The organism is Terriglobus tenax (assembly GCF_025685395.1).
Lineage (GTDB): Bacteria > Acidobacteriota > Terriglobia > Terriglobales > Acidobacteriaceae > Terriglobus > Terriglobus tenax.
The window spans coordinates 1,340,315-1,363,736 of sequence record NZ_JAGSYA010000004.1 but is presented as its reverse complement, the minus strand read 5'-3'; the positions used below and the strand labels follow the sequence as shown (position 1 = coordinate 1,363,736).

General features: G+C 61.4%; 18 protein-coding genes and 1 tRNA gene. 10 read left to right on the top strand and 9 right to left on the bottom strand.

Going from position 1 to position 23,422, the window contains the following annotated elements:
- Positions 1 to 42: 42 nt before the first annotated feature.
- Positions 43 to 1,560 carry a M20/M25/M40 family metallo-hydrolase gene (locus OHL13_RS11115; protein WP_263410196.1) on the bottom strand — a complete coding sequence of 506 codons (1,518 nt, stop codon included), beginning with the start codon at positions 1,558 to 1,560 and terminating at the stop codon, positions 43 to 45.
- A gap of 217 nt (positions 1,561 to 1,777) precedes the next feature.
- Here OHL13_RS11115 and OHL13_RS11110 point away from each other — a divergent pair, with 217 nt between their 5' ends.
- A complete protein-coding gene (locus OHL13_RS11110) occupies positions 1,778 to 2,890 on the top strand; it encodes a DUF6599 family protein (protein ID WP_263410195.1) in 1,113 nt (370 codons plus the stop codon).
- Between the two features lie 347 nt (positions 2,891 to 3,237).
- Positions 3,238 to 3,313: transfer RNA gene (locus OHL13_RS11105), tRNA-Thr, on the top strand.
- A gap of 364 nt (positions 3,314 to 3,677) precedes the next feature.
- On the opposite strand, the gene OHL13_RS18720 is transcribed toward OHL13_RS11105, so the two are convergent.
- On the bottom strand, positions 3,678 to 3,935 hold the full coding sequence (locus OHL13_RS18720; protein WP_399255629.1) for an SOS response-associated peptidase family protein: 258 nt from the start codon (positions 3,933 to 3,935) through the stop codon (positions 3,678 to 3,680).
- Positions 3,936 to 4,042: 107 nt separating this feature from the next.
- On the opposite strand from OHL13_RS18720, the gene OHL13_RS11100 reads away from it, so the two are divergent.
- The 3 genes from OHL13_RS11100 (at position 4,043) to OHL13_RS11090 (ending at position 7,785) form a co-directional block, all read left to right on the top strand.
- Positions 4,043 to 5,227 (top strand): GGDEF domain-containing protein, encoded by a 1,185-nt coding sequence (locus tag OHL13_RS11100; RefSeq protein WP_263410194.1) that lies wholly within the window; start codon positions 4,043 to 4,045, stop codon positions 5,225 to 5,227.
- A 363-nt stretch (positions 5,228 to 5,590) separates the two neighbouring features.
- Positions 5,591 to 6,505 (top strand): tetratricopeptide repeat protein, encoded by a 915-nt coding sequence (locus tag OHL13_RS11095; RefSeq protein ID WP_263410193.1) that lies wholly within the window; start codon positions 5,591 to 5,593, stop codon positions 6,503 to 6,505.
- A gap of 35 nt (positions 6,506 to 6,540) precedes the next feature.
- The gene (locus tag OHL13_RS11090) at positions 6,541 to 7,785 is read left to right on the top strand and encodes an MFS transporter (protein ID WP_263410192.1); all 1,245 of its coding nucleotides are present in this window, start codon (positions 6,541 to 6,543) and stop codon (positions 7,783 to 7,785) included.
- Between the two features lie 43 nt (positions 7,786 to 7,828).
- On the opposite strand, the gene OHL13_RS11085 is transcribed toward OHL13_RS11090, so the two are convergent.
- Genes OHL13_RS11085 through OHL13_RS11070 form a run of 4 tightly spaced genes read right to left on the bottom strand, consistent with a single transcriptional unit; the run spans position 7,829 to position 13,322 of the window.
- Positions 7,829 to 8,200: a DUF59 domain-containing protein gene (locus OHL13_RS11085; RefSeq protein WP_263410191.1), complete on the bottom strand. Its 372-nt coding sequence runs from the start codon at positions 8,198 to 8,200 to the stop codon at positions 7,829 to 7,831.
- 3 nt (positions 8,201 to 8,203) lie between these two features.
- Positions 8,204 to 9,109, bottom strand: coding sequence for a polyprenyl synthetase family protein (locus OHL13_RS11080; protein ID WP_263410190.1), 906 nt, complete (start codon positions 9,107 to 9,109; stop codon positions 8,204 to 8,206).
- A gap of 32 nt (positions 9,110 to 9,141) precedes the next feature.
- Positions 9,142 to 10,833 (bottom strand): hypothetical protein, encoded by a 1,692-nt coding sequence (locus OHL13_RS11075; RefSeq protein ID WP_263410189.1) that lies wholly within the window; start codon positions 10,831 to 10,833, stop codon positions 9,142 to 9,144.
- Positions 10,830 to 13,322: a penicillin acylase family protein gene (locus OHL13_RS11070; RefSeq protein ID WP_263410188.1), complete on the bottom strand. Its 2,493-nt coding sequence runs from the start codon at positions 13,320 to 13,322 to the stop codon at positions 10,830 to 10,832. Before OHL13_RS11070 ends, OHL13_RS11075 begins: the two co-directional genes overlap by 4 nt.
- Positions 13,323 to 13,361: 39 nt before the next feature.
- On the opposite strand from OHL13_RS11070, the gene OHL13_RS11065 reads away from it, so the two are divergent.
- The 3 genes from OHL13_RS11065 to OHL13_RS11055 all read left to right on the top strand — a co-directional run bounded on the left by OHL13_RS11065 (position 13,362) and on the right by OHL13_RS11055 (position 16,687).
- On the top strand, positions 13,362 to 14,948 hold the full coding sequence (locus tag OHL13_RS11065; protein WP_263410187.1) for a Na+/H+ antiporter: 1,587 nt from the start codon (positions 13,362 to 13,364) through the stop codon (positions 14,946 to 14,948).
- Entirely contained in the window at positions 14,945 to 15,628 is a 684-nt protein-coding gene (locus OHL13_RS11060) for a GNAT family N-acetyltransferase (protein ID WP_263410186.1), read from the top strand. The genes OHL13_RS11065 and OHL13_RS11060 overlap by 4 nt, the downstream gene beginning before the upstream one ends.
- Positions 15,629 to 15,700: 72 nt before the next feature.
- Positions 15,701 to 16,687, top strand: a complete 987-nt coding sequence (locus OHL13_RS11055; protein WP_263410185.1) for a DHH family phosphoesterase — start codon at positions 15,701 to 15,703, stop codon at positions 16,685 to 16,687.
- A gap of 75 nt (positions 16,688 to 16,762) precedes the next feature.
- On the opposite strand, the gene rseP is transcribed toward OHL13_RS11055, so the two are convergent.
- Both rseP and OHL13_RS11045 read right to left on the bottom strand, forming a co-directional pair.
- Positions 16,763 to 18,115 carry an RIP metalloprotease RseP gene (rseP, locus tag OHL13_RS11050; protein ID WP_263410184.1) on the bottom strand — a complete coding sequence of 451 codons (1,353 nt, stop codon included), beginning with the start codon at positions 18,113 to 18,115 and terminating at the stop codon, positions 16,763 to 16,765.
- Between the two features lie 19 nt (positions 18,116 to 18,134).
- Complete coding sequence (locus OHL13_RS11045) at positions 18,135 to 19,307, bottom strand: 1-deoxy-D-xylulose-5-phosphate reductoisomerase (RefSeq protein ID WP_263410183.1); 1,173 nt, start codon at positions 19,305 to 19,307, stop codon at positions 18,135 to 18,137.
- Positions 19,308 to 19,615: 308 nt separating this feature from the next.
- On the opposite strand from OHL13_RS11045, the gene holA reads away from it, so the two are divergent.
- Together holA and OHL13_RS11035 are read left to right on the top strand one after the other, a co-directional pair.
- Positions 19,616 to 20,758: a DNA polymerase III subunit delta gene (holA, locus tag OHL13_RS11040; protein WP_263410182.1), complete on the top strand. Its 1,143-nt coding sequence runs from the start codon at positions 19,616 to 19,618 to the stop codon at positions 20,756 to 20,758.
- Between the two features lie 174 nt (positions 20,759 to 20,932).
- Positions 20,933 to 22,114 (top strand): GGDEF domain-containing protein, encoded by a 1,182-nt coding sequence (locus OHL13_RS11035; protein ID WP_263410181.1) that lies wholly within the window; start codon positions 20,933 to 20,935, stop codon positions 22,112 to 22,114.
- On the opposite strand, the gene OHL13_RS11030 is transcribed toward OHL13_RS11035, so the two are convergent.
- A complete protein-coding gene (locus OHL13_RS11030) occupies positions 22,111 to 23,406 on the bottom strand; it encodes a M24 family metallopeptidase (protein ID WP_263410180.1) in 1,296 nt (431 codons plus the stop codon). The genes OHL13_RS11035 and OHL13_RS11030 overlap by 4 nt on opposite strands.
- Between the last annotated feature and the right edge of the window lie 16 nt (positions 23,407 to 23,422).

Below are 23,422 nucleotides of genomic sequence, written 5' to 3'. Positions count from 1 at the left end.
TTCGGCCAGCGAAACAGGCGGTGCGGAACAGAGCGTTGCCGCTTACTGCACCATCAGGCTGGCCAGTGTCACCATGCCTTCAAACAGATTTCCCAGCCGCAGATTTTCGTTGTCGGTGTGCTGGTTGTCATCGTAGTTGGCAATGGAGATGCCGATGGTCGGCACGCGGAAGGCATCAATAAACGGCGATGCCGGAACGCTGCCGCCGAGGGTGCGGATGCGCACGATTCCGTCTCCCCAGGCCGACTTCAGCGCATTGGTCGCGAAGACCGCCTGCGGGTCCTTCGGGTCCGTGCGCCAGGCTCCGCCGCTGGTGGCTGCCAGCGAGCGTGAGGTGACCTTGGCGATCTTCGGGTGTGCGGCCAGGGTGGCCACATCCGGGTCTTTGTCCACAAGAAAGTAGCCCTGCGCGCGGATGAAATCGATGACGCGCTGCGCCATCACGCGCGGCTCGTTATCCTTTACCAGGCGCATGGCAATCTCCGCCGTGGCGCTGGCGGCAATCACGCCACCCACCTCACCACCCTTCATGGTGTGAATGCTGAATGACGGCATATTCAGGCCTTCCTGTAATGAGCTTGCCGCGCCATCCAGTGAGCCCACGCCGAAGTCCTTCTGCATTTGCGCGCTCTGGTCCGGTACAGCGTCCATCATCGCGCGAGCCTCAGCGGAGAAGGGGAGCACGTCGCTGTAGAAGCCGGGAATGACCACCTTCCCTTTGACATCCACCATGGAGGAGATCAATTGCGCCAGGCGCACGTTGGCGTCCGGCATCCAGTTGCCGTAGTTGCCGCTGTGCATGCCCTGTTTGGCGGTGTAGACGGTCACATTCACACTGGCTCCACCACGCGCGCCGTAATAGATGGTGGGGCGCCCGCTGGGGTGCTGCGGACCGTCGAGAATGATGAGCAGGTCCGAGTGCAGCTTGTCAGGGTACTGCTGGATCACTTCGGAGAGCCCTTTGCCGCCGCCCTCTTCCTCGCCGTCGAGAATGATCTTCACGTTCTCCTTCGGCGCGGAGTGCAGCGCGTCCAGCGCGCAGAGGATCGCCTCAATCGGCACGCGGTCATCGCCTGCGGCACGGGCGTAGATACGCCACGCATCAGGATAGGTGGCGTTGGTCAGGTCGGTAACCACCTTGCCCCCGGCCTCGATGCTGTCGGTGCGGATGACCGGGACAAACGGGTCAGGCTGTGCCCATCGCTTCGCATCCACCGGCTGGCCGTCGTAGTGAATATAGAAGAGCAGCGTGCGTTTTGCGCCGGGAACCAGCTTCTGGCCAAAGACCACAGGCACACCACCGCTGGTCGGCCATATTTCCGTGTCGACACCGCGCTTCTTCATCATGGCGGAGAGCAGGCTGGCGTTTGCCTGCAACGCCTTCGCATCGCCATGCACGTTGGGCAACGACAGCAGCTTCAGGTACTCATCGACGATCTCGCGGCGATGGCTGTCAGCATAGGTGCGGACGGCGGCGACATCGGCACTCTGTGCCGCGAGAGGAGAGATCGCGCCACAGGCAAGCGCGCACAGAAACAGCAAGGTACGGGTACGGATCACAGCACACTCCTTCAAACCAGAGTTGAACGGCTGGGAACGACACGGCGGCGAAGCGGGGCCAGAGCGCCCGTCTTCGCAACGGAGAGGAACGGATATCTGTTTTATACACACGCGGACCGGCAGGTGGGGTGGGAACTAAATTGATCTGTCCGTTGTCTATCTCCGCATGGGTACGGCGATGTGCTTCCGTTGGCGGTCGGGTGGTAGTCTCACTGTTGTGATCAGGCGTTGGATTTCCGCGGCCCTGCTGGGGGTTGTTGTCGTAACCGGTGCGTTTGCGCAGCAGGAGCAGAAGCCTGCGGCAACGCTGCAACTTCCTGCCGCGCCGCTGCTGCCGCAGTCTCTGGGCGCATGGACGCTGAGCAGTGAAAAGCCCGCGGTCACCACGGCTAGCGATGACGCCATCCAGAAAGAGCTTGGCGTCAAGCGCACCCAGTCGGGTGTCTACCTCTCCGGCAAAAATCAGCTTGCCATCAGCGCTACGCAGTACATTGATGCCACCGGCGCGTTCGCTGCCTTTGCCGCAATGCGCGATCCCGGCACGCAGCCGGCTCCGGGCAAACTGGGCAATGACTCGGCGGTGAAGGGAAACACGGTGCTCTTCTGGAGCGGTCCGACGCTGGTCTCCGCCACCTTCCAGGCGCAGCCGGACTACAAAGCTCTGGATACATTGAACGCCGGCCTCCCGAAGCGGAGCGGTGCCGCCGGAAAGGCGCCCGGTCTGCTGAGCTACCTGCCGAAGCACGGCCTGCGCCCTGAAAGCATCCGGTATGCGCTTGGCCCCGCCACCTATCAGCGAGACGGCGGACAACTGAATCCATCGGTCGTGGACTTTTCCAAATCGCCGGAGATTGCGACCGGCCAGTATCCGCACGGAACCATCGTTGCCCTCTACTACCCCACGCCGGCCATCGCCGGTGACCGCTCCCGTGCGCTGCTGAAGGATCTGCTTGAGCATCTGCCCGCGGGGGCAAAGGCCGAGTCGATTACCGTGAAGCGCGCCGGCCCGATCGTCGCCCTGACCTACGGGCAGTTCTCGGCAGAAGAAGCCAAGACGCTGCTGGACCAGGTGCACTACGAAACCAACATCAGCTGGAACAAGCCTGAAGGCTACGTCAGCGAGGCCAGCAAGGCGGCAAAGCTGCTGGTGAATATCATCCTGGGCGTGGGTGTCATGTGCCTGGTGGCGCTGGTTCTGGGGGTCTTCTTCGGCGGCGGACGCGCTCTAATCCGCGTACTGCGCGGCAAGCCCGCCTCCAGCATGCACGATGCCGAATTTATCCATCTGGATCTGCGACAGGATCTTCCGCCGGCCGCCAACGAAAAGTGACCTGTTTCTGGTGCAGCGGAAACGCTAACGACCTGAATTCACGATGCTTCGAAAGGTCATGTTACTCTGTTGATGGCGAATATATGGCGAATAGATTCGTCGCCGGGTTACTGTTTTGTCACTCTTTATCTCACTGATAATAGGTGGCTTGCGGCCACCCAGAAATTGCCTTGACACCCTGTTTAGGCGAACCATAGTATTTCGCCAGAAAGTTCTGATGGCTTTGCCTCCGTTGGAACTATTCTCCCTACGAAGAGGCCGCCCTGTTGCCGGGCGGCCTCTTTTCTTTCCACCGAAGGGGTGCTTTGCGCGCAAACAGAATCCCCTATAGAATCGATGAGGAGCTCGCCGACGTAGCTCAGTTGGTAGAGCAGCTGATTCGTAATCAGCAGGTCGCCGGTTCGAGTCCGGCCGTCGGCTCCATTCTTTTCAATGTCTTAGCCCTGGCCGCGGGTACCTGCATAGGTTTCAGTGGAGTTTCTTGACGCATGGGAGCCCGCAGTTGATGCGGTTGAGCAGGCTTTCGTTCTAATTCCAGCCGCGTTGGACCCTTGCCGGCACATGATTGGCAAAATTTGACGATGCGCGGAAAGGGCTTTCGCCCTGGCAAGGGAGAGAGTGCTGTAGCGGCAGTAGAATTTGCAGACGCGCCTGGCGCGCTCACTGCAGTCATCGCCCGAATGCGCCGAGTTGTGATTGAGCTTTCTTGCCTTTAGTTAAGTCTGGCGGCGGGTGATCCTATTCAAATTTATGCCAGAATGGCGGGGCATCCAAAGCCCCAGCAGGGCTATTTTTTCAGCAGTTCGGGGTTGTTATTGCGAACAGAGCTCACCGCTGGATTCGCCTCGTGCATCTCCATCCCCTCCGCCTCGTAAGGACTCAGTAGGTCTATGGGAAGCCGTTCAGTTTCCCCCCGATCCAGCCACCGGTCGTAGTCTCTCCGGTGCAAGATAACCGGCATACGCGAGTGGATCTTCGCCATCAGCTCATTAGCGCCAGTTGTCACGATGGTGAATTGCTGAGCATCTCCAAAATCTGCTTGCACTTGGCCGTGGAGGAGAGCAACCTTACAGCTTCAGACTTGGAGTAGGTGGCTCCTGGGTCATTCCTGCGCATTTGATGGTCAATCCGCTGTCACATTGAGGACGTTTTATGCGGTTGGATGAGACTTCGATTATTGTTGGCCAGATCATCCTTACAGCTCTCCTTGCTGGGTTCTTTTATTTCTTCTACAGAACAAGTGCGCCCCACTCCGGAATCGGTCTTCTGTGTTCCGTGTACGTTCTGGCGACAGTCTCCCGTTCTGCATTTCTCTTCGACACTTTTCTCCCTATACGGTTCGGCGATATTTTCACTCTCGTCACAACCATCCTGATCTATCTCGCCATCAAGAGATATTGTTCCGGGGCACCTTTGTTCGAGCGGAAAGACTACTGTTTGGTGGTCGCTCTGATCGTTGCAGCTATTTATGGCATGGAGGCCATCCTCACACAGGGGACTCTATTCAAAACGAAGGTGTTGTTTTTCACTATTGTCGTCTTGAGATTCGCTGCCGGCTACCGACTGCTCTCGCTCAAGGCAAAACGGCTGCCCATGTATATTGTCGGAACATTCCTGATTCTGTATGGCTTCTATGGAATGGTGGTCATTCTACGGCACACGGGAATTCCTTGGATTGATCCTTATCTGGCGGCCATGCTGTCCAACTCGATTTTTCTTGGAAATGTTGCGTTATCCACGGCATTGGCACTCCTCTTGCTCTATCTCTTCGGAGAGCGAAGCTTCCACCAAGTCGAACAGTTGTCGTTTGTAGACCACCTGACGGGCAAACTCAATCGGCGTGGAATCGAGTTCTATCTCGATCAGGAGCTCGCCCGGTGCTCGCGTAACTATGATCAGTTTTCTATCGTGCTTCTAGACCTGGACCATTTCAAGATAATCAACGACACCTATGGTCACCCTGCTGGCGACGAGGCACTCCGTAAGGTCGTTTCCATTATCGAATCTGAGGTGCGCTCAGAGGATTTGATTGGCCGTCTGGGTGGAGATGAAATCGTCATCATCCTGCCCTCCATCCCAGGATCCGGTGCATTCACATCTGCCAATCGTATCTGCGAAGCCGTGGCCTCCTCCGGTCATTCCCCTTTTAAGCTTTCGCTCAGCATTGGGGTGACGGAATATCATTGCGGCGACTCCGCCAGGACCCTTCTTCAACGCGTGGATACAGCCCTATATGATGCCAAGCGCTCCGGGCGGTCCTGTGCGCGGTTCGCTCTAGCTACGGAAGACCTTCATGCCGACAATTCCATTCCACTGGCCGAATTCAGGCGCGGTTAACCGACTACTCATGTCGCAGGTGAAATCAGCCAGATTTTTGCAAAAATCATCGAACTTTGCTCGGCAGAGATCCGTACCTCTGTACAACGAAGGCAGCCGGCAGCCAATGCAGCTCCCGGGCGCAAAGTTTTTGAAGCTGTTATCTCCCTTACTGCCGGAGTCACCATGCACGATCTGCTGATTGGTTTTGCGTTTCTAGCCATCCTTCTTGTGCCCTGTCTTGTAACGTTGCGCCGCAGGGACGACACGGGCGAGCTCTAGTACCAGATTTAGGACACGAATTCCACTGGTTTCTTTCTCTACCCCCGCTAATCCTCTTGATTCCAGCCGGGTTGCGCCGCATACTCGGCACAAGAGGAGCCGGTGCCCATCGAGATTACCCCAAGGGATAGTTATAGCCGCCAGGATGTACTGCGAATCCTGAGGCTGCACCCACGGCAACTTGCCGGCTGGGAGCGGGCTGGTCTCTCCGTCTTGAAAGATACCTACACCTTTGAAGACCTGGTACGTTTGCGCCGTCTGCGGGACCTGAGCGCTTCGCGGATCTCTTCCCGTTCCATCCGTGCTGGGCTCGATGCTATGCAGCGGGTTTCGGGTATGGCGAACCCCCTGGTGGAGGCAGCTGCGGTTGCCCGCCGCGGCTCGCGGCTGGTTTTCCGTCACTCCGGCGCCCTGGTTGACCCGGTTACGCAGCAGTTGCTCTTTGACTTCGATCCGCAGACCGCGCGGCCGCTCTCGGTGGTGCGCGCGCACGAGGTGCAGCTCGACAAGGCGACGCAGGTACAGGAGATGTTTCTGCAGGCGGTTCAGCTTGAAGAGCATGCGGCCACGGTTGCCCAGGCTCAGCAGGTCTATGTGGACCTGCTGGAGATGGAGCCGAACCACGCGCCCAGCTGCATCAATCTGGGAACCATCTACTACAACCAGAAGCAGTATGGCCGCGCCGAGCAGTTGTATCGCCGCGCGACGATCGCCGACCCCACCTATGCCCTGGCCTTCTTTGACCTGGGCAACGTGCTGGACGAGCTGCAGAGGCTGCCTGAGGCTATTGAGGCATACAAGTGCGCCATTGCGCTGGTGCCCGGCTACGCGGATGCTCACTACAACATGGCGCTGGCCTATGAGCGCCTGGGAGAGCGCCGCCGCGCCCTGCCGCACTGGCTGGCCTATGTCCGCCTGGACCCCATCGGTCCCTGGTCGACCCATGCCCGCAGCCAGGCCCGCCGCATCCTGGCGGGAGAAAAGCTCTCCCTTGTGAAACGCCACGCAAGCAAATAAACGGTAGAAGGCCTACAATCGGTGGTAGGACCACTATGAGTAAGGCCCAAAAACATACTCCGCTCGCGTTTCTTGGCCTTGCCTGTGCCGTCGGCGTCTCCAGCATCTACTACAACCAGCCTCTCCTGGTGGAGATGGGCCATACCTTTGGCGCCACCGGCGGCCACACCGGTTACGTAGCCGTAGCCACACAGGTGGGCTATGCCCTTGGCCTGCTTGCCTTTGTGCCGATGGGCGACCTGAAAGAGCGTCGCAGTCTGATGGTGCGCATGTATGCCGCCGTCTCGGTGGCTCTGCTGCTCACGGCCGTGGCGCAGTCACTGACGTGGCTGATTATCTCCAGTGCCATTGTGGGCGTCCTGGCTTCGGTCACGCATATCGTTCTTCCCATTGCACCGGATCTCGCCAACGACGAGGAACGGGGCCGCGCCATTGGCACGGTCATGACGGGTCTCCTTCTGGGCGTTTTGCTGGCGCGCACCTTCGCCGGCTGGGTCAGCCGCATTCACATTGGCGGGGCCGCTGGCTGGCGTACGGTCTTCGTGGTGGCCGCCATCATCAACCTTGCATTCGTGCCGTTGCTGCGCCGCTCCATGCCGCTGCTGCCGCCCAGGCATAAGCTGACCTACGGCGACGCCATGCGCTCGCTGTGGACCCTATGGCGGAGCCAGAGGCTGCTGCGGGAGTCGGCCGCCATGGGCGCTCTGGTCTTCGCGTCCTTCTCCTGCTTCTGGACGACGCTGGCCTTCTTCCTGGGCAGCCGCTACGGCCTGGGAGCGGGGGTGGCTGGCACCTTCGGTGTTGTGGGAGCAGCGGGAGCAGTGATCGCTCCGGTTGCCGGACGCATGGCCGACCGCCGAGGACCGCGCTATGTGCTGAGCTGGGCCCTGATTACGCTGGCGGCTAGCTTCGTGTGGCTGTGGCTTCAGGACCGCCTTCACATGTCCATGGCGCTGCACCTGGCGGCGATGGTGGTAGGCGTCATCGTGCTCGACATGGGCGCGCAGATGTCGCAGATCGCCAACCAGACACGCATCTTCGGCCTGGACGCTTCGGCGCGCAGCCGCCTGAATACGGTCTACATGACGGTGTACTTCACCGGAGCGGCGCTTGGCTCGGCCATGGTGACCTTCGCATGGGTTCACTGGCAGTGGACCGGAGTCTGTACGCTGGCGCTGCTTCTGCTGGGGGTTGCCACGATCGTGCATGCCACCGGGCAGAAGGGGCCATGCCCGCAGGAAGAGATCTCCGTTCCGGAAGAGCGTGTTCTCGAGGTTTAGATCAGAGATTTCAGAAGGTCGTCAGGGTACGACTGAAGACAAATCAGCTTGTTCTGATCTGTACCAGTTGCTGCGGACGGAGCTGTGCGGCTAGCTGCTCGCGGGCCTCGTCTGTCAGGCGGTCGGCTGTCCAGCCTTCGGCCATTTCCACCTCGACCGTTCCGGTCTCAGGAAATCCATAGAGACGGTTCCGCACCAGCTCTGCCAGCATGGAGTTCGCTGTCTCGTCCTCTGATGGCTGCAGCAGCCGCAGGGCGACGATGTGCTTCTGCGGAACGCCCGGGATGCCTGCTCCTGGCGCGTCCTTATCCACGGTGATGGTGATTTGGTCCACCATGCCCAGGGCTTCCACACTCAGCTTCAGGGCCGGGTGGAAGCAGTCACGAAGGGCACGGCGAACGTCAGCTTCCGTCATGAATCAGTGCTTCCGTTCTACAAGGAAACGGGCAATGGTCTTCAGCGGCTCAGCAGTCTCTCCCCAGGGCGCGATGGCATCGTAGGCCTCCTGGATCATGGCGTCGGCGTCGGCGATGGACTTTTCAATGCCGTAGATCGCGGGCCAGGTGGCCTTGTCCGTGGCGGCGTCCTTGCCGGCTGTCTTGCCCAGTTGGGCGGAGTCCTGCGTCAGGTCCAGCACGTCATCGACGATCTGGAAGGCCAGGCCGAGCTTCTCGCCGAAGGTACGCAGGCGTGCGACGTCCGCTGCTGAAGCGCCGGCATACAGGCCACCGGCGACGATGGAGACGGTGATCAGGGCGCCGGTCTTGGAACGGTGAATGGCTTCCACCAGTTCGGCGGTGGGCTTTTTCCCCTCGCTCTCAATGTCCACTACCTGGCCGCCGATCATGCCGGGGGCAAGTCCGTCCGTGCCGACGCCGGTATTGACGGCGATGGCGACCTCGCGCAGAATCTGCACGGTGGCGGGCGCGGGGCACTTCAAAAAGCCGAGCGACTGGAAGGCGGTGGTCTGCAGGGCATCGCCCGCGAGAATTGCGATGGCCTCACCAAAGACGACGTGGCAGGTGGGCTTGCCGCGGCGCAGGTCGTCGTTGTCCAGCGCCGGCAGGTCGTCGTGGATCAGCGAGTAGGTGTGCAGCATCTCGATGGCTGCACCGCAGTCTTCAATGCCTTCGGGAAGCGAGCCAGCGATCATGCGGGCGGCTTCCAGCACCAGCGCGGGGCGCAGGCGCTTGCCGCCGGCAAAGGTGGAGTGGCGCATGGCGCGGTGGATGGAATGCGGCTGAGCATCAGGACCAGGCAGCAGTCGCTCCAGCGCGGCATCCGTCAGCGTAACGGCTTCGGTAAGGATCGTATCGACAGACATTGCTAGCTTCAAGGATAAACGGTGTTAGGCCATCACACCCAGCAGTCCAACCGGTTTGCCTCTGCCCACAGGACGGCAGCCAGCACCAGCCCCAGCAGCGTGAGCGCCGCGCCCAGGTACTGGTCCCACGTACGGTGCAGGCTCAGTTCCACGGTGTTCGGTCCGGCGGGCACGGGAATAGCCATCAGTCCGTCGGCGCGCTGAGTGATGGGCAAAGGAGATCCGTCGGCGCTGGCCTCCCACGCGGGCCACGCGCGGCGGTTCACAATCAGCCACTGCGAGCGCGGCCACAGCTCGGTCAGCCGCGTGTGTTCGGTGTTCCAGGTCTTGTCTTCCGCGAGGGGCGGCATGCCGGGAATGTGGACGCGCAGTTCGTTGCCGGGTCCGATGACCGGCGGAGCAGCGTCAGGAAGGGCCGCGATCCACCATGCGGGATTGTCCTGCTGCAGCAGGTCGTTGTCGGCGTCCACCACGGTGTACTCGTCGGTGGGTATAACTCCGCCGCCCCGCTCAAATAAGGTGATATGCGCTCCCGGAGCGTCCTCCTCGTCGCAGCCCTGACGGTAGAAGTGGTTGGCCACCGAGACGGTTACCGCCAGCAGTGCGAGCGAGGCTGCTGACGCCGTCCATCGGAAGCTGGCTAACCGTGGCGCGGCCAGCGCCAGAAGGGCAGCTGCGATGGCCTGCTGCAGCGCGAGGAAGCGCCACGGAAACTGCAGAAAGGCCAGTTGCGGCGCGTGCTGCCACATCCATCCTGAAACCGGAAGAAGCAGCAGCAGGATGACAAGCGTTGCCGCTCCCAGAAGGCGCGCTGTCCGGTCTTTGAACATCACCGCCGCAAGCCCAAGGCTCAGCGTCAGCAACACCACGGCAATGCGGGATGCCTGCCACAGCACGGTATCGTGCGGAGGGTCTGCGGTGTGTGCGAACAGGAAGTTGTCCTGCGGCCGCATCCCTTCAATCACGGCCATGCCTGCCTGTACCCATTTGCGCTGTACTACGGCGGGAACGATGTAGAAGGCGGCGAACAGCAGACCCATCACGGTGCCCAGCGTGAAGTGTTGCAGTGTCTGTCGCCGCTGCTCACGTGGCCACAGCAGCAGCCTCAGAAGGCCGAGGATCAACAGACCATAGCAGCCCAGCACCGCTGCCGGAGCATTGGTGAGCCACAGCAGGGCGACGGGGATGGCGATCCCCAGCCATCGTGGCTGCTCGCGCAGGATGGCGGTGAGCAACAGCGGCATCCATGCAGCTGCCAGCAACTCCGCGTAGGCCGTGCGTTCGTAGGCGGTGAAGAGGATGTAGGGGTTCGCCAGGTAAGCGATGGCGACGGCGAGTTGGAGGGTGTGATGGCTGGAGGGTGTGATGGTGCGCACTAACCGCCAAGCCGTCAGACCGGCAAGGAACAGGCAGAGCCAGGTGTAGACGATGGGAGCGACCGTGTACGGCATCAGGAAGCCGAGCAGGCCGCCGACCATCCATGACAGCGGCGGATAGAAGACAAAGCGCGGCTCGCCTGCTCCCCAGGCGGCGGTGAAAGCCCATTGCGGATGCAGGTTGCCGTGGAGCAGCTGCTGGTGGACCTCAAGCCAGTTCACCAGGTGGAAGTCGAAGTCGTGCCCGCACGAGCAGCCATGGATCACCAGCGGCAGAACGGCGAGAAACGCCGCGACGGCAATTACCGTCACGGGCATCAGCCGCTGCTTCCTGTGATCTGCGGTCATGGCTCCAGGGTCAGCGTGTGCTGGGCTTTCACCTGGCTCCAGGGCAGCGTGAGCGGCTTGCCTTCATACCAGTTTGTCCACTGGTCGCGGAAGTTCACGCTGCGTGGGTTGCCGGACTGGCCAACGGGCAGGTTCAGGTTGGAGTTGTCCCAGTCGGCCAGGTCGGCGGTAAATCGCTCGCTGGGGCCGAAGGTCGCCGACCCTGCGCGCACGGTAACGCCGTTGCCGGGCAAGGGGAAGTTGCCCGGTCCGGTGGGCGCCGGGAACAGCTTGCGGAAGAAGCGGTTGGTGCCAAACAGCGGATGCCGCAGGTCAATGCGGTGCGTTGCGCCGTAGTTCCATTTGGCCAGGTCGCCGGGAGCATGGGCTTCTTTCAGACCTTGATCTACGGCGGCGGTCAGCAGCTCGCTCCAGTTGGCGTACTGTTTGGGCAGCCAGCGCGCGGGAGTGTGCGTAACCAGCTCCTCCTCGACGAACATGCGGGAGTTCCAGCGGTACAGTCTCCACTCATTGCCCAGCAGCGGCTTCAACAGCATGGGCCACAGAGCGGTGCGTGTCGCGGTGACGATGGCGGCCGCGGAGGAGTTTGCCTCCATGTTGCCGTTCCACACGCGCAGCAGGTCGGCGGCCTGATGCAGCCGCTTGTCCTTGGTGTTGGAGTGGTCAATGGCATACGCCAGCCGCTGTGCGATGACGTGATCGCCGTCCGAGTAGATGTCCATCTGCAGCTTCATCATGTCGACTGCCTTCAGGTTCTTGCCGGGCAGAAGCTGCTTCCAGATGCGTTCATTGCGGTAAGGGTTCTCCCAGTCCAGCGAGAGCATATAGGGCGAGCTGTCCGTCGTAATGCGGGCGTTGGCCGTAGCCAGGACGCCGGTATCGGGGTCCAGCGCCTGCGGCATCAGCTCATAGCTCACATAGCCGCTCCATTCATAAGAGCCGTCGGTGACCGGTACCGGCGAAAGCCCGGAGGAGTGCTGCGCGTCGCCGCGAATCGGCACCTTGCCGATGGCGTGGTAGCCGATATGTCCCTGGTCGTCGGCATAGACCGCGGACAACCCCGGCCCTCCGAAGCCGCGGAAGGCCGTCACGAACTGCTCGTAATTCGTGGCCTGGTTGACCGCCTGGAAGGGCAGGCTGGCGGTGATAACCGGGTCGTAGACCGTCCAGGCCAGCGAGATGGGCCGCTTCTCCTTCGGGAGAATGGGCGTGATGACGGGCGTGGCCATGCCGGCGTGCGTGGTCAGGCTGATCTCAAGCGGAAGGTCCTTGCTGCCACGGACGCGGATCACCTCATGCCGTGTCGCGACAGGCAGCCAGTTGCCTTCGCGGGTCTGGTACTCGTTTTTCTTCGGGTCGGCGGCAGAGGTGCGCAGCTTTTCAACGTAGAGGTCCTGCACGTCTGCCAGGGAAGCCGTAAAGCCCCAGGCGATGTGCTGGTTATGGCCCACGATGATGAACGGCAGGCCGGGCAGCGTTACGCCGGTCGCGTGCAGCTCCGGAGACTCCAGCGAAGCCTGGTACCAGATGCCTGGGATGTCGAGGCCCAGGTGCATGTCATTGGACAGAAGCGGCTTGCCGGTGGCCGTATGGGCTCCGCTGACCACCCAGTTGTTGGATCCGGAGACGCAGTCCTCGCAGCGGAACGGGTGCAGGGCGTGCTGCAGGCTTTCAAGCCCCGTGGCTGAAAGTGCCAGGACACTCTGCGATTCGTCGAGCGGAATATCGGGAATCTCCTGGTTCGGAGCGGATAGGTCCGGATGAGGCGCGGCAGGCGGGTAGTCTCGCCATGACCCTACGGGGTAAAGATCGGCCAGGAGCTCCGGCGCAAGCTTCGCCGTCAGGATCTCGCGGGCAAGCTTGGTGGGGAAGCTGGTGCCCAGCTCCTGCATCATGGACAGGCCCACCAGCAGGGAATCGCGCGGAGCCCATTTGGACGGCTCGTAGCGCAACAGCCGGAACTCCAGCGGCAGATTGCCGTCGTGCGATGCGAGGTAAGCGTTCACGCCGTCGGCGTAGGCATTCAGAAGCTGCAGTTGTTCCGGAGCGACGTGGGCCAGGGCGGCATCGGCGGCTGCGCCCAGTTGCAGATAATGTTGGGCCTGGTCATGCTCCACGGTCATGGTGCCCAGCACCTCGGACAGGCGCCCTTCGGCGTAGCGGCGCAGCATGTCCATCTGCCACAGTCGGTCCTGCGCGGTGACGTAGCCCTGTGCGAAGGCAAGGTCGTGCAGGTTGGCGGCGTGGATCACTGGAAGCCCCGTGGACGTGCGCTCCACCTTGGCCGAGCTGTTCAGGCCGCGCACATGCAGCGTGCCGTCGGTCTGGGGCAGGCTGGCGTTCAGCGCATGCGACATCCACAGCCGCAAACCAGCGGTTGCGAGCAACAGCAGAAGCACAACGACGCCTGCGGCAAGGCCTACGTACTTCACAATTCGACGTGCCCGCTCCGTGGAGAGAGCCCTGGCCTGGAGATCCGGTGCGTCCATGGTCAGCTTGAGTCTAAACGAGTCGGGTATGCTGCAGAGATGGGCGGAAACCTGCACTCTCTCGAACTCGTGCTGATGCTTCTGCTGGCCTTCGTGGCCTCCATCGCGGGCGTGGCCCGGCGGTGGCAGAAGCCGTATCCTATTGTGCTGGTCATCGGCGGCCTGTTGCTCAGCTTTATCCCGCACCTTCCGGCCATCCCACTCAATCCTGAGATCGTTTTCCTGGTCTTTCTGCCGCCGCTGCTGTACTCCTCGGCGTGGCAGACCTCGTGGCGCGACTTCCGCTACAACCTGACCAGCATCGCGATGCTGGCGGTTGGCCTGGTGGGCTTTACGGTGGTGGGCGTGGCCTTTGTGGCTGCCCGCTGGCTTCCGGCGGAGTTTGACTGGCGCGCCGGCATCCTTCTGGGAGCAGTGGTTTCGCCCACGGATGCGATTGCAGCCAGCGCCATCGCCAAGAAGCTCGGTCTGCCACGCCGCATTGTTGACGTTCTGGAAGGCGAAAGCCTGTTGAACGACGCTACCGGCCTCCTGGCGCTGGAGTTTGGCCTGGATCTGATGCTGAGCGGCTCCGTGCCCACCGTGTCGGAGGGCCTTCTGCGCCTGCTTTGGCTTGTCGTCGGCGGCGTGGGTGTTGGCCTGCTCTTCGGCTACCTGTTCACCAAGCTGGAGCACTGGATCGAGGACGGCCCGGTCGAGATTGCGCTCGGCCTGGTGGTTCCGTATGGAGCCTATCTTGCAGCCGAAGAGGTCAAGGCCTCGGGCGTTCTGGCGGTGGTGGCCTGCGGCCTGTACCTGGGCCAGCAGGCGGCTCGCATCTTCTCACCGCAGGTACGCATGCAGGCCTATGCCGTGTGGGACACGCTGGAGTTCACTCTCAACGGCCTGGTCTTTGTGCTGATCGGTCTGCAACTGCCCACCGTGATGGCAGGCATCAAGGGCTACGGCGTGCTGGAACTGGTGCGGAACGGCGTCATCCTCTCCGTCGCGCTGATCCTGCTGCGGCTGATCTGGGTTGCCCCAGGAACCAAGGTTGCGTACTTTGTGCGACGCGTTGTCCTGAAGCAGCAGGTTCCTCCCCCTTCGCTCAAGTCCTCGTTCGTGGTGGGCTGGACAGGTATGCGCGGTGTTGTGGCGCTGGCCGCGGCGCTGTCTTTGCCTGCGGAGATTCCCCAGAAGAACCTGATCGTCTTCCTGACCTTCTCCGTCATCTTCGTCACGCTGGTGCTGCAGGGGCTCACCCTGCCAAAGCTCATCCAGGTGCTGGGATTGAGCAACAGCAGTGGCCCGGACTGCGAAGAAAGCGAAGCCCGCAAACTGGTGCTGGAGGAAGCGATCGCTTTCCTGGAAGAAGAGAAGACGCGGTCACACCAGGAGATGGTTCACGTCTACGACGATGTGTTGCACCAGTACGAGCATCGCCTGGAAGCCATTCTGGAGTGCGGCAGCGATGATCCCGAACACGCTCACTCGGCGCACTTCCGCGAGGTCTCGCTCGGTGCTATCCAGGTCGAGCGGCAGGCGCTGATCCGGCTGCGCGACGATGGCCGCATCGGCGACGAGGTGCTGCGCAGGATCGAACGCGAACTGGACCTGAGCGAGGCGCGGAGGTCGACGACCCTGTGAGCCATCCGGACTTTACCAACCCCTTCTGGAGCGGACTGGCGACGGAGAACGCTCCGCTCGCCATCGGTGGAAAGCTGGCAAGCCGCTACCCGGCAGCTGTGATTCCTTTTGGAGGGATGCCGGAGGTGCGCGATCCGGCCTGCATGGCGGCCTTCCGCGACCTGTTGTCCCCCGGAGAGATTGTCTATATCACCGGCGACGAGGTGGCCACGGTCGATGGGCTGGTGGAGCAGGTCTACCTGCCCGGCGTGCAGATGCACTTCGCCGGTGATCCGGCGGAAGCTGTGTGGAGTCAGGAGGCCGTTCCGCTGGGTGAGGCTGAGGCGCAGGAGATGGTGGCGCTGACCGATGTTGCCTTCCCCGGCTACTTCCGGCCCCAGACCTGGCGGCTGGGCAGCTACTACGGCATCCGTGTCGAGGGACAACTGATCGCCATGGCGGGTGAGCGCGTCTCGTTGCCAGGATGGAAAGAGATCAGTGCTGTGTGTACGCATCCTGACCATACCGGCAAAGGCTACGCGGCCACACTGGTTCGCCATGTCATGGCGGAGCACCGGAAAGCCGGCATCCAGAGCTATCTGCACGCCTCGGCCGCCAACAGCCGGGCAATCGCGATTTATGAGCGGCTGGGCTTTACGCACACCCGCGGAATCATCTTCCGCGGCATGCAGCTTGCTTGACAGCCCCGGCACGATCACTATGCTTAGAATTTCGCAGTAAAAACGGCTCCCCCACGAGGTCATCGCAGTATTTTGAATTGCCGCGTTTTTTATCACGACAGATGTTTCGACGGAGCGTGCTCGGCTTCGCTGTTCACACGCTTCCATCGCGAGTGCATTGGCACGGCGACGGAGTACAGCTACCAGGGACTGGTGCATCGCGCCGGTGCGCTGTTTGACGGTGACGAGTTCACCGGCGACGAGAACGCCATCGTCGATTTCAAATATTCGCCTTCGCCCAAGCTGACCTGGTGGTTCGATCATCACCAGTCGGCCTTCCTGACGAAGGATGACCAGGCTGCGTTTGAGGCTGGACAGAAGGACGGCTCGCAGTCAATGCGACAGTTCTTTGACCCAGCGTACACCTCCTGCACCAGCTTCATCGCGCACATCGCCAGCACGAAGTTCGGCATGGATGTCAGCGGCCTGAAGGACCTGATCTATTGGGCAAACATCGTGGATGGCGCCAAGTACGAGAGCGCGGAGTCTGCTGTCGGCATGAAGGAAGCCGCCATGCGGCTGACCATGGTGATTGAGTCCACGACGGACGACACGCTGATCCCGCGTCTGATTCCCATGCTGACGGAGATGCCGCTGGACCAGATCCTGGAGCAGCCCTTTATTGCCGAACTGCTGGAGCCGCTGCTGGCCAAGCACCGTGCGGCCATTGAGCTGATCCACTCGCGCGCGACCTGCGAGAAGGGCGTCATCACCTTCGACATCACCGACCAGCCCACCGAGGGCTACAACAAGTTCATCCCGTATTACCTGTTCCCGCAGGGCGTGTACAACATTGGCCTGAGCAAGTCGAGCTTCCGCACCAAGGTGGCCGTGGGGACCAATCCGTGGACGAAGGTGCCGGTGGACAAGCTGGTGAATCTGGCGGCGATCTGTGAGCGTTACGGAGGCGGCGGACACGCCCGCGTCGGCGCCATCAGCTTCCCCCCGGACCAGGAAGACCAGGCCCGCGAAGCCGCCCGCGTTATTGTGGACGAGCTGCGCGCCACCTACGAGAGTTAGGCGTTGCGACGTGTGAGTTAAAAGGAAAGCCCCGGAGCGATCCGGGGCTTTTGTCTTTACTATCGCAGCATCCAACTACGGCTTCAGCTTCGCGAACCAGCCCAGCTTGGAGATGTCATTGAAGATGACCATGGCGGCGAAGAGCAGCAGGCAGACGAACGCGACCTGGTAGACACGTTCTTTCAACTGCTGGTTCAGGTCGCGGCGAATGAGCGACTCTACGAGCAGCATCAGGATCATGCCACCGTCGAGGATCGGGATGGGCAGCAGGTTGAAGATGCCCAGGTTGATGGAGATCATCGCCATCAGGCGGTAGACGGTCCACAGCGAATCGCGGGCGGCGGCGCCAATCTGCTGGCCGATGCCGATGGGGCCGGAAAGGCTCTTGACCGAGACCTGGTGGGTGAACATCCGCTTCAGTACCTCGACAATCATCGTCGAGTTCTTCCAGTTCTCCTGCGCGGACTGAACGATAGCCTCGCCCCAGGGGAGCTGCGAGATCTTCAGCGGCGGCTGGGCGTAGCGGAAGCCGAGGCGGTACTTCTTGATGCCGTTGCCAATGTCGCCAATCTCCGGCGTTACCTGCGTCGTAATGGTCTGGCCGTTGCGCAGGATCTGCAGCGTGGAGGTCTTGCCGGACTGGTCATTCAGATACGCCAGAAGCGCGGGAACGGAGAGCAGCTGCTGGCCGTCGATCGACAGGATCTTGTCGCCGGCCTGCAGACCGGCGCGCTGGGCCGGGGTATCAGCGTCCACCTCGTTGACCTCGATCGGCGAGTCCTGCATGGTCGGAATCATGCCCAGGCTCTGCATGGCTTCGCCGTTGAACTCGGTGGCCTTGCCCACGTTTACGTTGAACCGTGTATTCACGCGCTGGCCGTCGCGCAGGTAGCTCAGGGCGACGTTCTGGTTCATGTTCAGCGCGGAACGGCGCAGAACGCTCTCCCAGTCAGGGTTCTCGGAGTTGTCAAAGTGGACGATGGTGTCGCCGCCACGCAGGCCGGCAGCCTCAGCCGGGGAGCCCTTGGCAACGTAGTTCACACGCGCCGGGCCGGAGATGTACTCGTCCACCTCGTTGTGGAAGTGGAAGACGAAGACCATGATGGCAAAAGCGAGGATGAAGTTCGCTACCGGGCCGGCCAGGGCGATGATGACGCGCTGCCAGCGGGGATGGGCATTGAACTCGCCGGGATCGCCCGAGGGCTCTTCGCCGGGGTTGTCGCCCGCCATCTTCACATAGCCGCCAAAGGGCAGCACCGAGACGCGGTAGTCCGTATCGCCGCGGCGGAAACCGAACAAGCGCTTGCCGAAGCCGATGGAGAAGGTCTCAACGCGGACACCGCACCACTTGGCGGCGAGAAAGTGACCCAGTTCGTGGATCAGCACCATAACGCCGAGCACGATGGCTAAATAAATAAGAGTTGTCATCGGGAATCTATGAGGGTCCTCAGTGGGTCGCAGCCTGGCCAAGGGCTACTTCGCGTGCAAGCTGCCGGGCCTCATTATCTGCCGAAAGCACCGCTTGAATGGACGCGGGATGGCTGGGCTTGGTGAGCTGGAGCACGGATTCAATTGTACGGGGAATTCCCAGGAAGGGAATACGTCCTTCAAGGAAGGCTGCAACAGCGATCTCGTCGGCTGCGTTCAACGCAATGCAGTGCGCCGGGCTGGCTTCGGCAGCCTCATAGGCTAACCGCAGGCAGGGGAAGCGGGCGAAGTCGGGCTGCTGGAAGTCCAACTGGCTCAACAGCTTCATGTCAAAGGTCAGGTCTGACGGAATACGTTCCGGGTAGGCCATGGCATACAGAATCGGCAACCGCATGTCGGTGACCGAGATCTGCGCCAGGATGCTGCCGTCCACGTACTCCACCAGCGAATGCACGGTCGACTGCGGGTGAATTGTCACCTGCACCTTGCTGGGCGGCAGATCGAAGAGACGGCAGGCCTCGATAATCTCCAATCCCTTGTTCAGCATGGTGGCGGAGTCGATGGTGATGCGCTGTCCCATCACCCAGGTGGGGTGCTTCAGAGCCTGTGCCGGGGTAATGGAGGCGAACTGGTCCAGCGGGGTGTTGCGGAAAGGGCCACCGGAGGCGGTGAGCCAGATCTGCTTCACCTCGGCCGGTGTGCCGCCGCGCATGCACTGGTGAATGGCGTTGTGCTCGGAGTCGATGGGCAGCAGGGCGACGTTGTTTCTGCGGGCCTCGGCGATAATCAGCTCGCCGGCGGCGACCAGGGCTTCCTTGTTGGCCAGGCCGATGTCTTTCCCTGCACGGACGGCCTCATAGGTGGCCTCCAGGCCGGAGACGCCGACGATGGCGGAGACGACAAAGTCGACCTCGGGCAGCGTGGCTACGGCAATGGTTCCGGCGGTGCCATGCAGCACGTCGATGCCGGTGATGCCCTCGGCGCGGAGCTGTTGCGTAAGCTGGTCGGCCAGCTCCTCGGTGGCCATGGAGACCAGCCGCGGGCGCCACTGCCGGCACTGGGCAAGCGCGACGTCCAGGTTGCGTCCGGCAGCCAGCGAGACCGGGCGAAAACGCTCCGGAAAGCTCTCGCAGATGGACAGGGTGCTGGTTCCGATAGAGCCGGTAGAGCCGAGGATGGCAATGTTCTTCATGCTGAGTAGTCGTTCTATTTTACCGTTTGGCTGTGCGCAAGACTGTTTCTCACCCGGGTGCCCCACCCTCACGCAGTTAGGGTGGGTTCGGTCCGTGCAAAATCTGCGCTCCAGAACCCATCCAAGCGTTGCGTGGGTGGACACTATGGGAAGGCGAATGCTCCCTCCTCTTTTTCCTCGCGCATTTCCAGAACTGCACCACCTGCTGTGCAGACAGCGTCAATCGCGGGAAAAACAACGTTCTTCTTTGGATTCGTCCCCGGATTTCCACCGGCATTAACACCTCCCGGCCATTGAGAATCAAGGGAATGGCAGGTTTGCGCAGCTTTCAGTCGGTTGACCGGTTCCAGGCGGAGATTGCTTCGCCGGATCCGAAGCCCGGCTATGTCCTCGTCGGCGACGAGCTTTTTCTGCTGGAGCGCGCCCGCAAGGCCGTGTTGCAGCAGTTTGTCCCGGGTGACCTGCGCGACTTCTGCCTGCACGATCTGGACCTGGCCGAGACGACGATCTTTGACGCGCTGGATATTGCGCGAACGCCGTCGCTGATGGCTCCCTTCCAGGTGATCTTCATCCGCAACCTGAAGAACCTGTACACGCGCGGCGCCAAAAAGGACGAGTTTGCGGCGATTGATGCCTATTTCAAGTCACCCAACCCGCAGGCACTGATCCTGTTTGTGGCGGATCACCTGCGTATTCCCGCCGACCTGCGCAAGATGGATTACCAGGACAAGGAGCGGTTTGACCGCATCCGCGAGACGCTGGGCGACTGGTGCGGCGTGGTGGAACTGGCCCGCGTGGAAGAGGGCGACGCCGCCCGCTGGGTGATGGAGCATGCCACGCAGCAGCAGACGAACTTTGAGCAGGACGCCGCCCGTGAGCTGGTGGACGCGCTTGGAGCGGACATGATGCTGATCGCGTCCGAGGTGGAGAAGTTGCTGCTCTATACCCTTGGCAAGGGCCGCGTGACGCTGGGGGACGTGGAGACGCAGGTGCTGGCTGCCAAGCAGCGGTCGCTGTACGAATTGACTGACGCCATCTCGCGGCATGACCGCGCGCAGGCACTGCTTCTGCTGCACGGGCTGCTGAATGCGTCGGACGGCGGCGAGGATTCGGCCATTGGCCACCTGTATATGCTGGCGCGTACCTTCCGCCAGATGCTGATTATCCTGGAGAAGAATGTGCGCGACTCACGCGCCATCTGGCAGGCGCTGTGGCAGGGCTTCCGCATGCCGCCGTTTGCCGCCGATGACCTGATCCGGCAGGCGCGCCGTTACAAGACGCGTCGCGAACTGACGCGGGCCCTGCGACTGATCGCCCGCGCCGACCTTGAGCTGCGTTCCAGCCCGCCGGACAAGCGGCTGGTGCTGGAACGGCTGATCCTGGATCTGGCGGCGGAGCCGAAGGCGCTTACGCCGGGCTATGTCTCCAGCCAGTACGCCATGGAGATCTGACCGGATTCTTTTTCCGTCTGATACCAAAGGTAACGAGTATCCCCCTGAAGAGTCATAGGAACCAGTAAGTTACACGTCTACCGTAAAAGTGACGTGAGAACGGCTGCTTCCAATTCGTTCAGCAATCTTCTGCAGCAGCAGATCGTTTCTCTCAGATCGCACCGATTTGTCGGGTTGCAATTTCCGGCAGAGCTGGAAAAGCAGTTTGAGGCGGATGTCTCGCCCGCTCGTTCCAAACGTCTGTCTCAGGCGATGCTGCTGATGGCGGTGCTGAATGCCATGTTCATCTTCAGCGACTATCACAGCATTCACAACCGCTTTATGGCTTCGCTTGTCCTGCGGATCGTCATCTTTCCCGTGCTGGCATTCTTTACCGCGCGCATAGTGCGTGCGAATCCGCCGCGTATTGTCCGGGGAGCAACCATCATTATGCTGGCGGGTGCCGCGGCCGGCACCATGTTTTATCTCTATCGCGATGCCGATGATGTTGTAACGGCGAATCTGCAGGTAGGGTTGCTGCTTATTTTATTGGGCACCAATGTTGTCATGCGGCTGCGGTGGCTCTATTCGCTGTTTTGCACGCTGGCATGTATCGCCACATCCGTGGCCTTCCTGCGATTCAATGCCTCCCTTGACCTGGTCGACAAGATCCATCTGGGTACGGTAACGGCCTGCTCCGCGGCGCTGGTGCTGGTGGCCACCTACAGCCTGGAGCGCGAAGAGCGGCTTGCGTATCTGCTGCAGCAGAGCAATGAGCTCAAGACGACTGAACTGGCCGAGGCAAACCGTGAGCTGGAAATGCTGTCGCACCAGGACGGCCTGACCCGGCTGGCGAACCGTGCTGCATTCGACAGGCATTTTGAGGAACTGTGGCGGCAATCCACGGCGGAAGGTACGCCGCTCTCTGTCGTCATGATCGATATCGACCACTTCAAAATCGTGAATGACACGCAAGGGCATCTGTACGGAGATGAAGTGATCAAGCGCGTGGCCACACTGGTACAGCAGTCGCTGCGCGGACGCGATGACTTTGCCGCTCGCTATGGCGGAGAAGAGTTTGTGTTGTTGCTTCCGGCGACAAATCTGGACACCGCCATCAAGGTCGCCGAGCGCGTGCGCCTGCTGATCAAGATGGCCGGATCACCCGCACCCAATCAGCCCGTGCCGCAACCGGAAGTTGGTTTGTGGACGACGGTGAGTTGTGGTGTGGCAACGGCGACGGGGATAGAAAGCATGGACCGCAGCAAGCTGCTGGCTGCGGCGGACATGGCGCTCTACGCGGCTAAGGCCGAGGGCCGTAACCGCGTATGCGCCGCGCCGCTGCTCGGTGTGACGGAAAAACAACCTCAAGCCTAAACGGCGAAGGGCTCTTCGATGGACTTGCTGGTGGGGGTAAACATGACGCCGCCGTTTTCGGTCATGACCCAGTCGTCTTCCAAACGGACGCCGAACTCACCCTTGATGTAGACACCGGGCTCGTCGGAGAAGGTATTGCCCACGGCCAGAAGCTGCTTGTTGCCGCGTACAAGGTACGGCCACTCGTGGCCGTCCATGCCGATGCCGTGTCCCAGGCGGTGGGTGAAGTACTTGTAGTCCGGGCCGAAGCCGGCATCGCTGATTACCTTGCGGGCGGCAATGTCGACAGCCTCGCAGGCTGCGCCTGGCTTGGCGGCGGCCAAAGCGGCGGCCTGTGCCTGGCGCACAATCTCAAAGACCTTCTTCTGCTTGTCCGTGGCCTTGCCGCCCAGCACAAAGGTGCGGGTGATGTCGGATTGGTAGCCTTCGACCGTGCATCCGTCGTCGATCATGACGACCGAGCCTTCCTTCAGCGTCTGCGGCTTAACGGAGCCGTGCGGCAGGGCGGAAAACTCATCTGTCTCCACCGACGCAAAGCCGTTGACGCCACACTTCTGGTAGGCAGCGGAGATCAGTGCTGACGCATCGCGGGTGGTCATACCAGGCGTCAGCGACTTCCATGCGGCTTCATACACATGCCAGGTAATGTCGTTGGCCAGCTTCATCAGCTCCAGCTCATGGGCGGTCTTCACGCCGCGCACGCCGGCTGTTACCGGGGTCGCATTGACGATCTTTGCGGTCGGCAGTGCCTTGGCAAAGCCATCCACGTAGGCGAACTTCATCTGTTCTTCAATGCCGACGCTTCCGGTGGAGAGACCCAGGTCCTTCAGGCCCTTGGCCAGCAGTTCGTAGGGGTTCTCGTGCTCGTTCCAGACATAGAAGCGGATCTTGTCGCCGCCGGGAACGTCGGTAATCAGCTCGCGCATGCGGTCCTCTTCAAAGACCGGGCAGATGATGAAGCTGGGGCCTTTGATCGGCAGTACCCAGGAGAAGATGCGCTCGGAGTTGCCACCGCGAATGCCGGTGAAGTAGGTCATCGTGGTTCCGCCGGTGATGGCGATGGCGTCCATCCTGTTTTTCACCATCAGCGCCTGGGCGCGTGTCACGCGCTCTTCCCGCTCGGCCAGCGTGATTGGCTTTACATCGGTAACGCGGTTGGTAAGGGCAGCAATCGCAGGCGGCAGGGGACCCTTCAGCGGCGCACCACCGCGTGCCTGTGCGAATAACGGAGCTTCGACGAGACCTGTGGCCGCAACTCCAGCCGTGGAGAGAAGAAAGTGTCTGCGATTCATATTGACTGAGATTGTA

What these genes read in the sequence shown, in the direction of transcription:
- OHL13_RS11045 (WP_263410183.1), bottom strand. Translation starts at nt 19,307, where the DNA reads ATGAAGAACATTGCCATCCTCGGCTCTACCGGCTCTATCGGAACCAGC.
- OHL13_RS11070 (WP_263410188.1), bottom strand. Translation starts at nt 13,322, where the DNA reads ATGGACGCACCGGATCTCCAGGCCAGGGCTCTCTCCACGGAGCGGGCA.
- OHL13_RS11085 (WP_263410191.1), bottom strand. Translation starts at nt 8,200, where the DNA reads ATGACGGAAGCTGACGTTCGCCGTGCCCTTCGTGACTGCTTCCACCCG.
- OHL13_RS11030 (WP_263410180.1), bottom strand. Translation starts at nt 23,406, where the DNA reads ATGAATCGCAGACACTTTCTTCTCTCCACGGCTGGAGTTGCGGCCACA.
- OHL13_RS11080 (WP_263410190.1), bottom strand. Translation starts at nt 9,109, where the DNA reads ATGTCTGTCGATACGATCCTTACCGAAGCCGTTACGCTGACGGATGCC.
- OHL13_RS11100 (WP_263410194.1), top strand. Translation starts at nt 4,043, where the DNA reads ATGCGGTTGGATGAGACTTCGATTATTGTTGGCCAGATCATCCTTACA.
- holA (WP_263410182.1), top strand. Translation starts at nt 19,616, where the DNA reads ATGGCAGGTTTGCGCAGCTTTCAGTCGGTTGACCGGTTCCAGGCGGAG.
- OHL13_RS11090 (WP_263410192.1), top strand. Translation starts at nt 6,541, where the DNA reads ATGAGTAAGGCCCAAAAACATACTCCGCTCGCGTTTCTTGGCCTTGCC.
- rseP (WP_263410184.1), bottom strand. Translation starts at nt 18,115, where the DNA reads ATGACAACTCTTATTTATTTAGCCATCGTGCTCGGCGTTATGGTGCTG.
- OHL13_RS11075 (WP_263410189.1), bottom strand. Translation starts at nt 10,833, where the DNA reads ATGACCGCAGATCACAGGAAGCAGCGGCTGATGCCCGTGACGGTAATT.
- OHL13_RS11065 (WP_263410187.1), top strand. Translation starts at nt 13,362, where the DNA reads ATGGGCGGAAACCTGCACTCTCTCGAACTCGTGCTGATGCTTCTGCTG.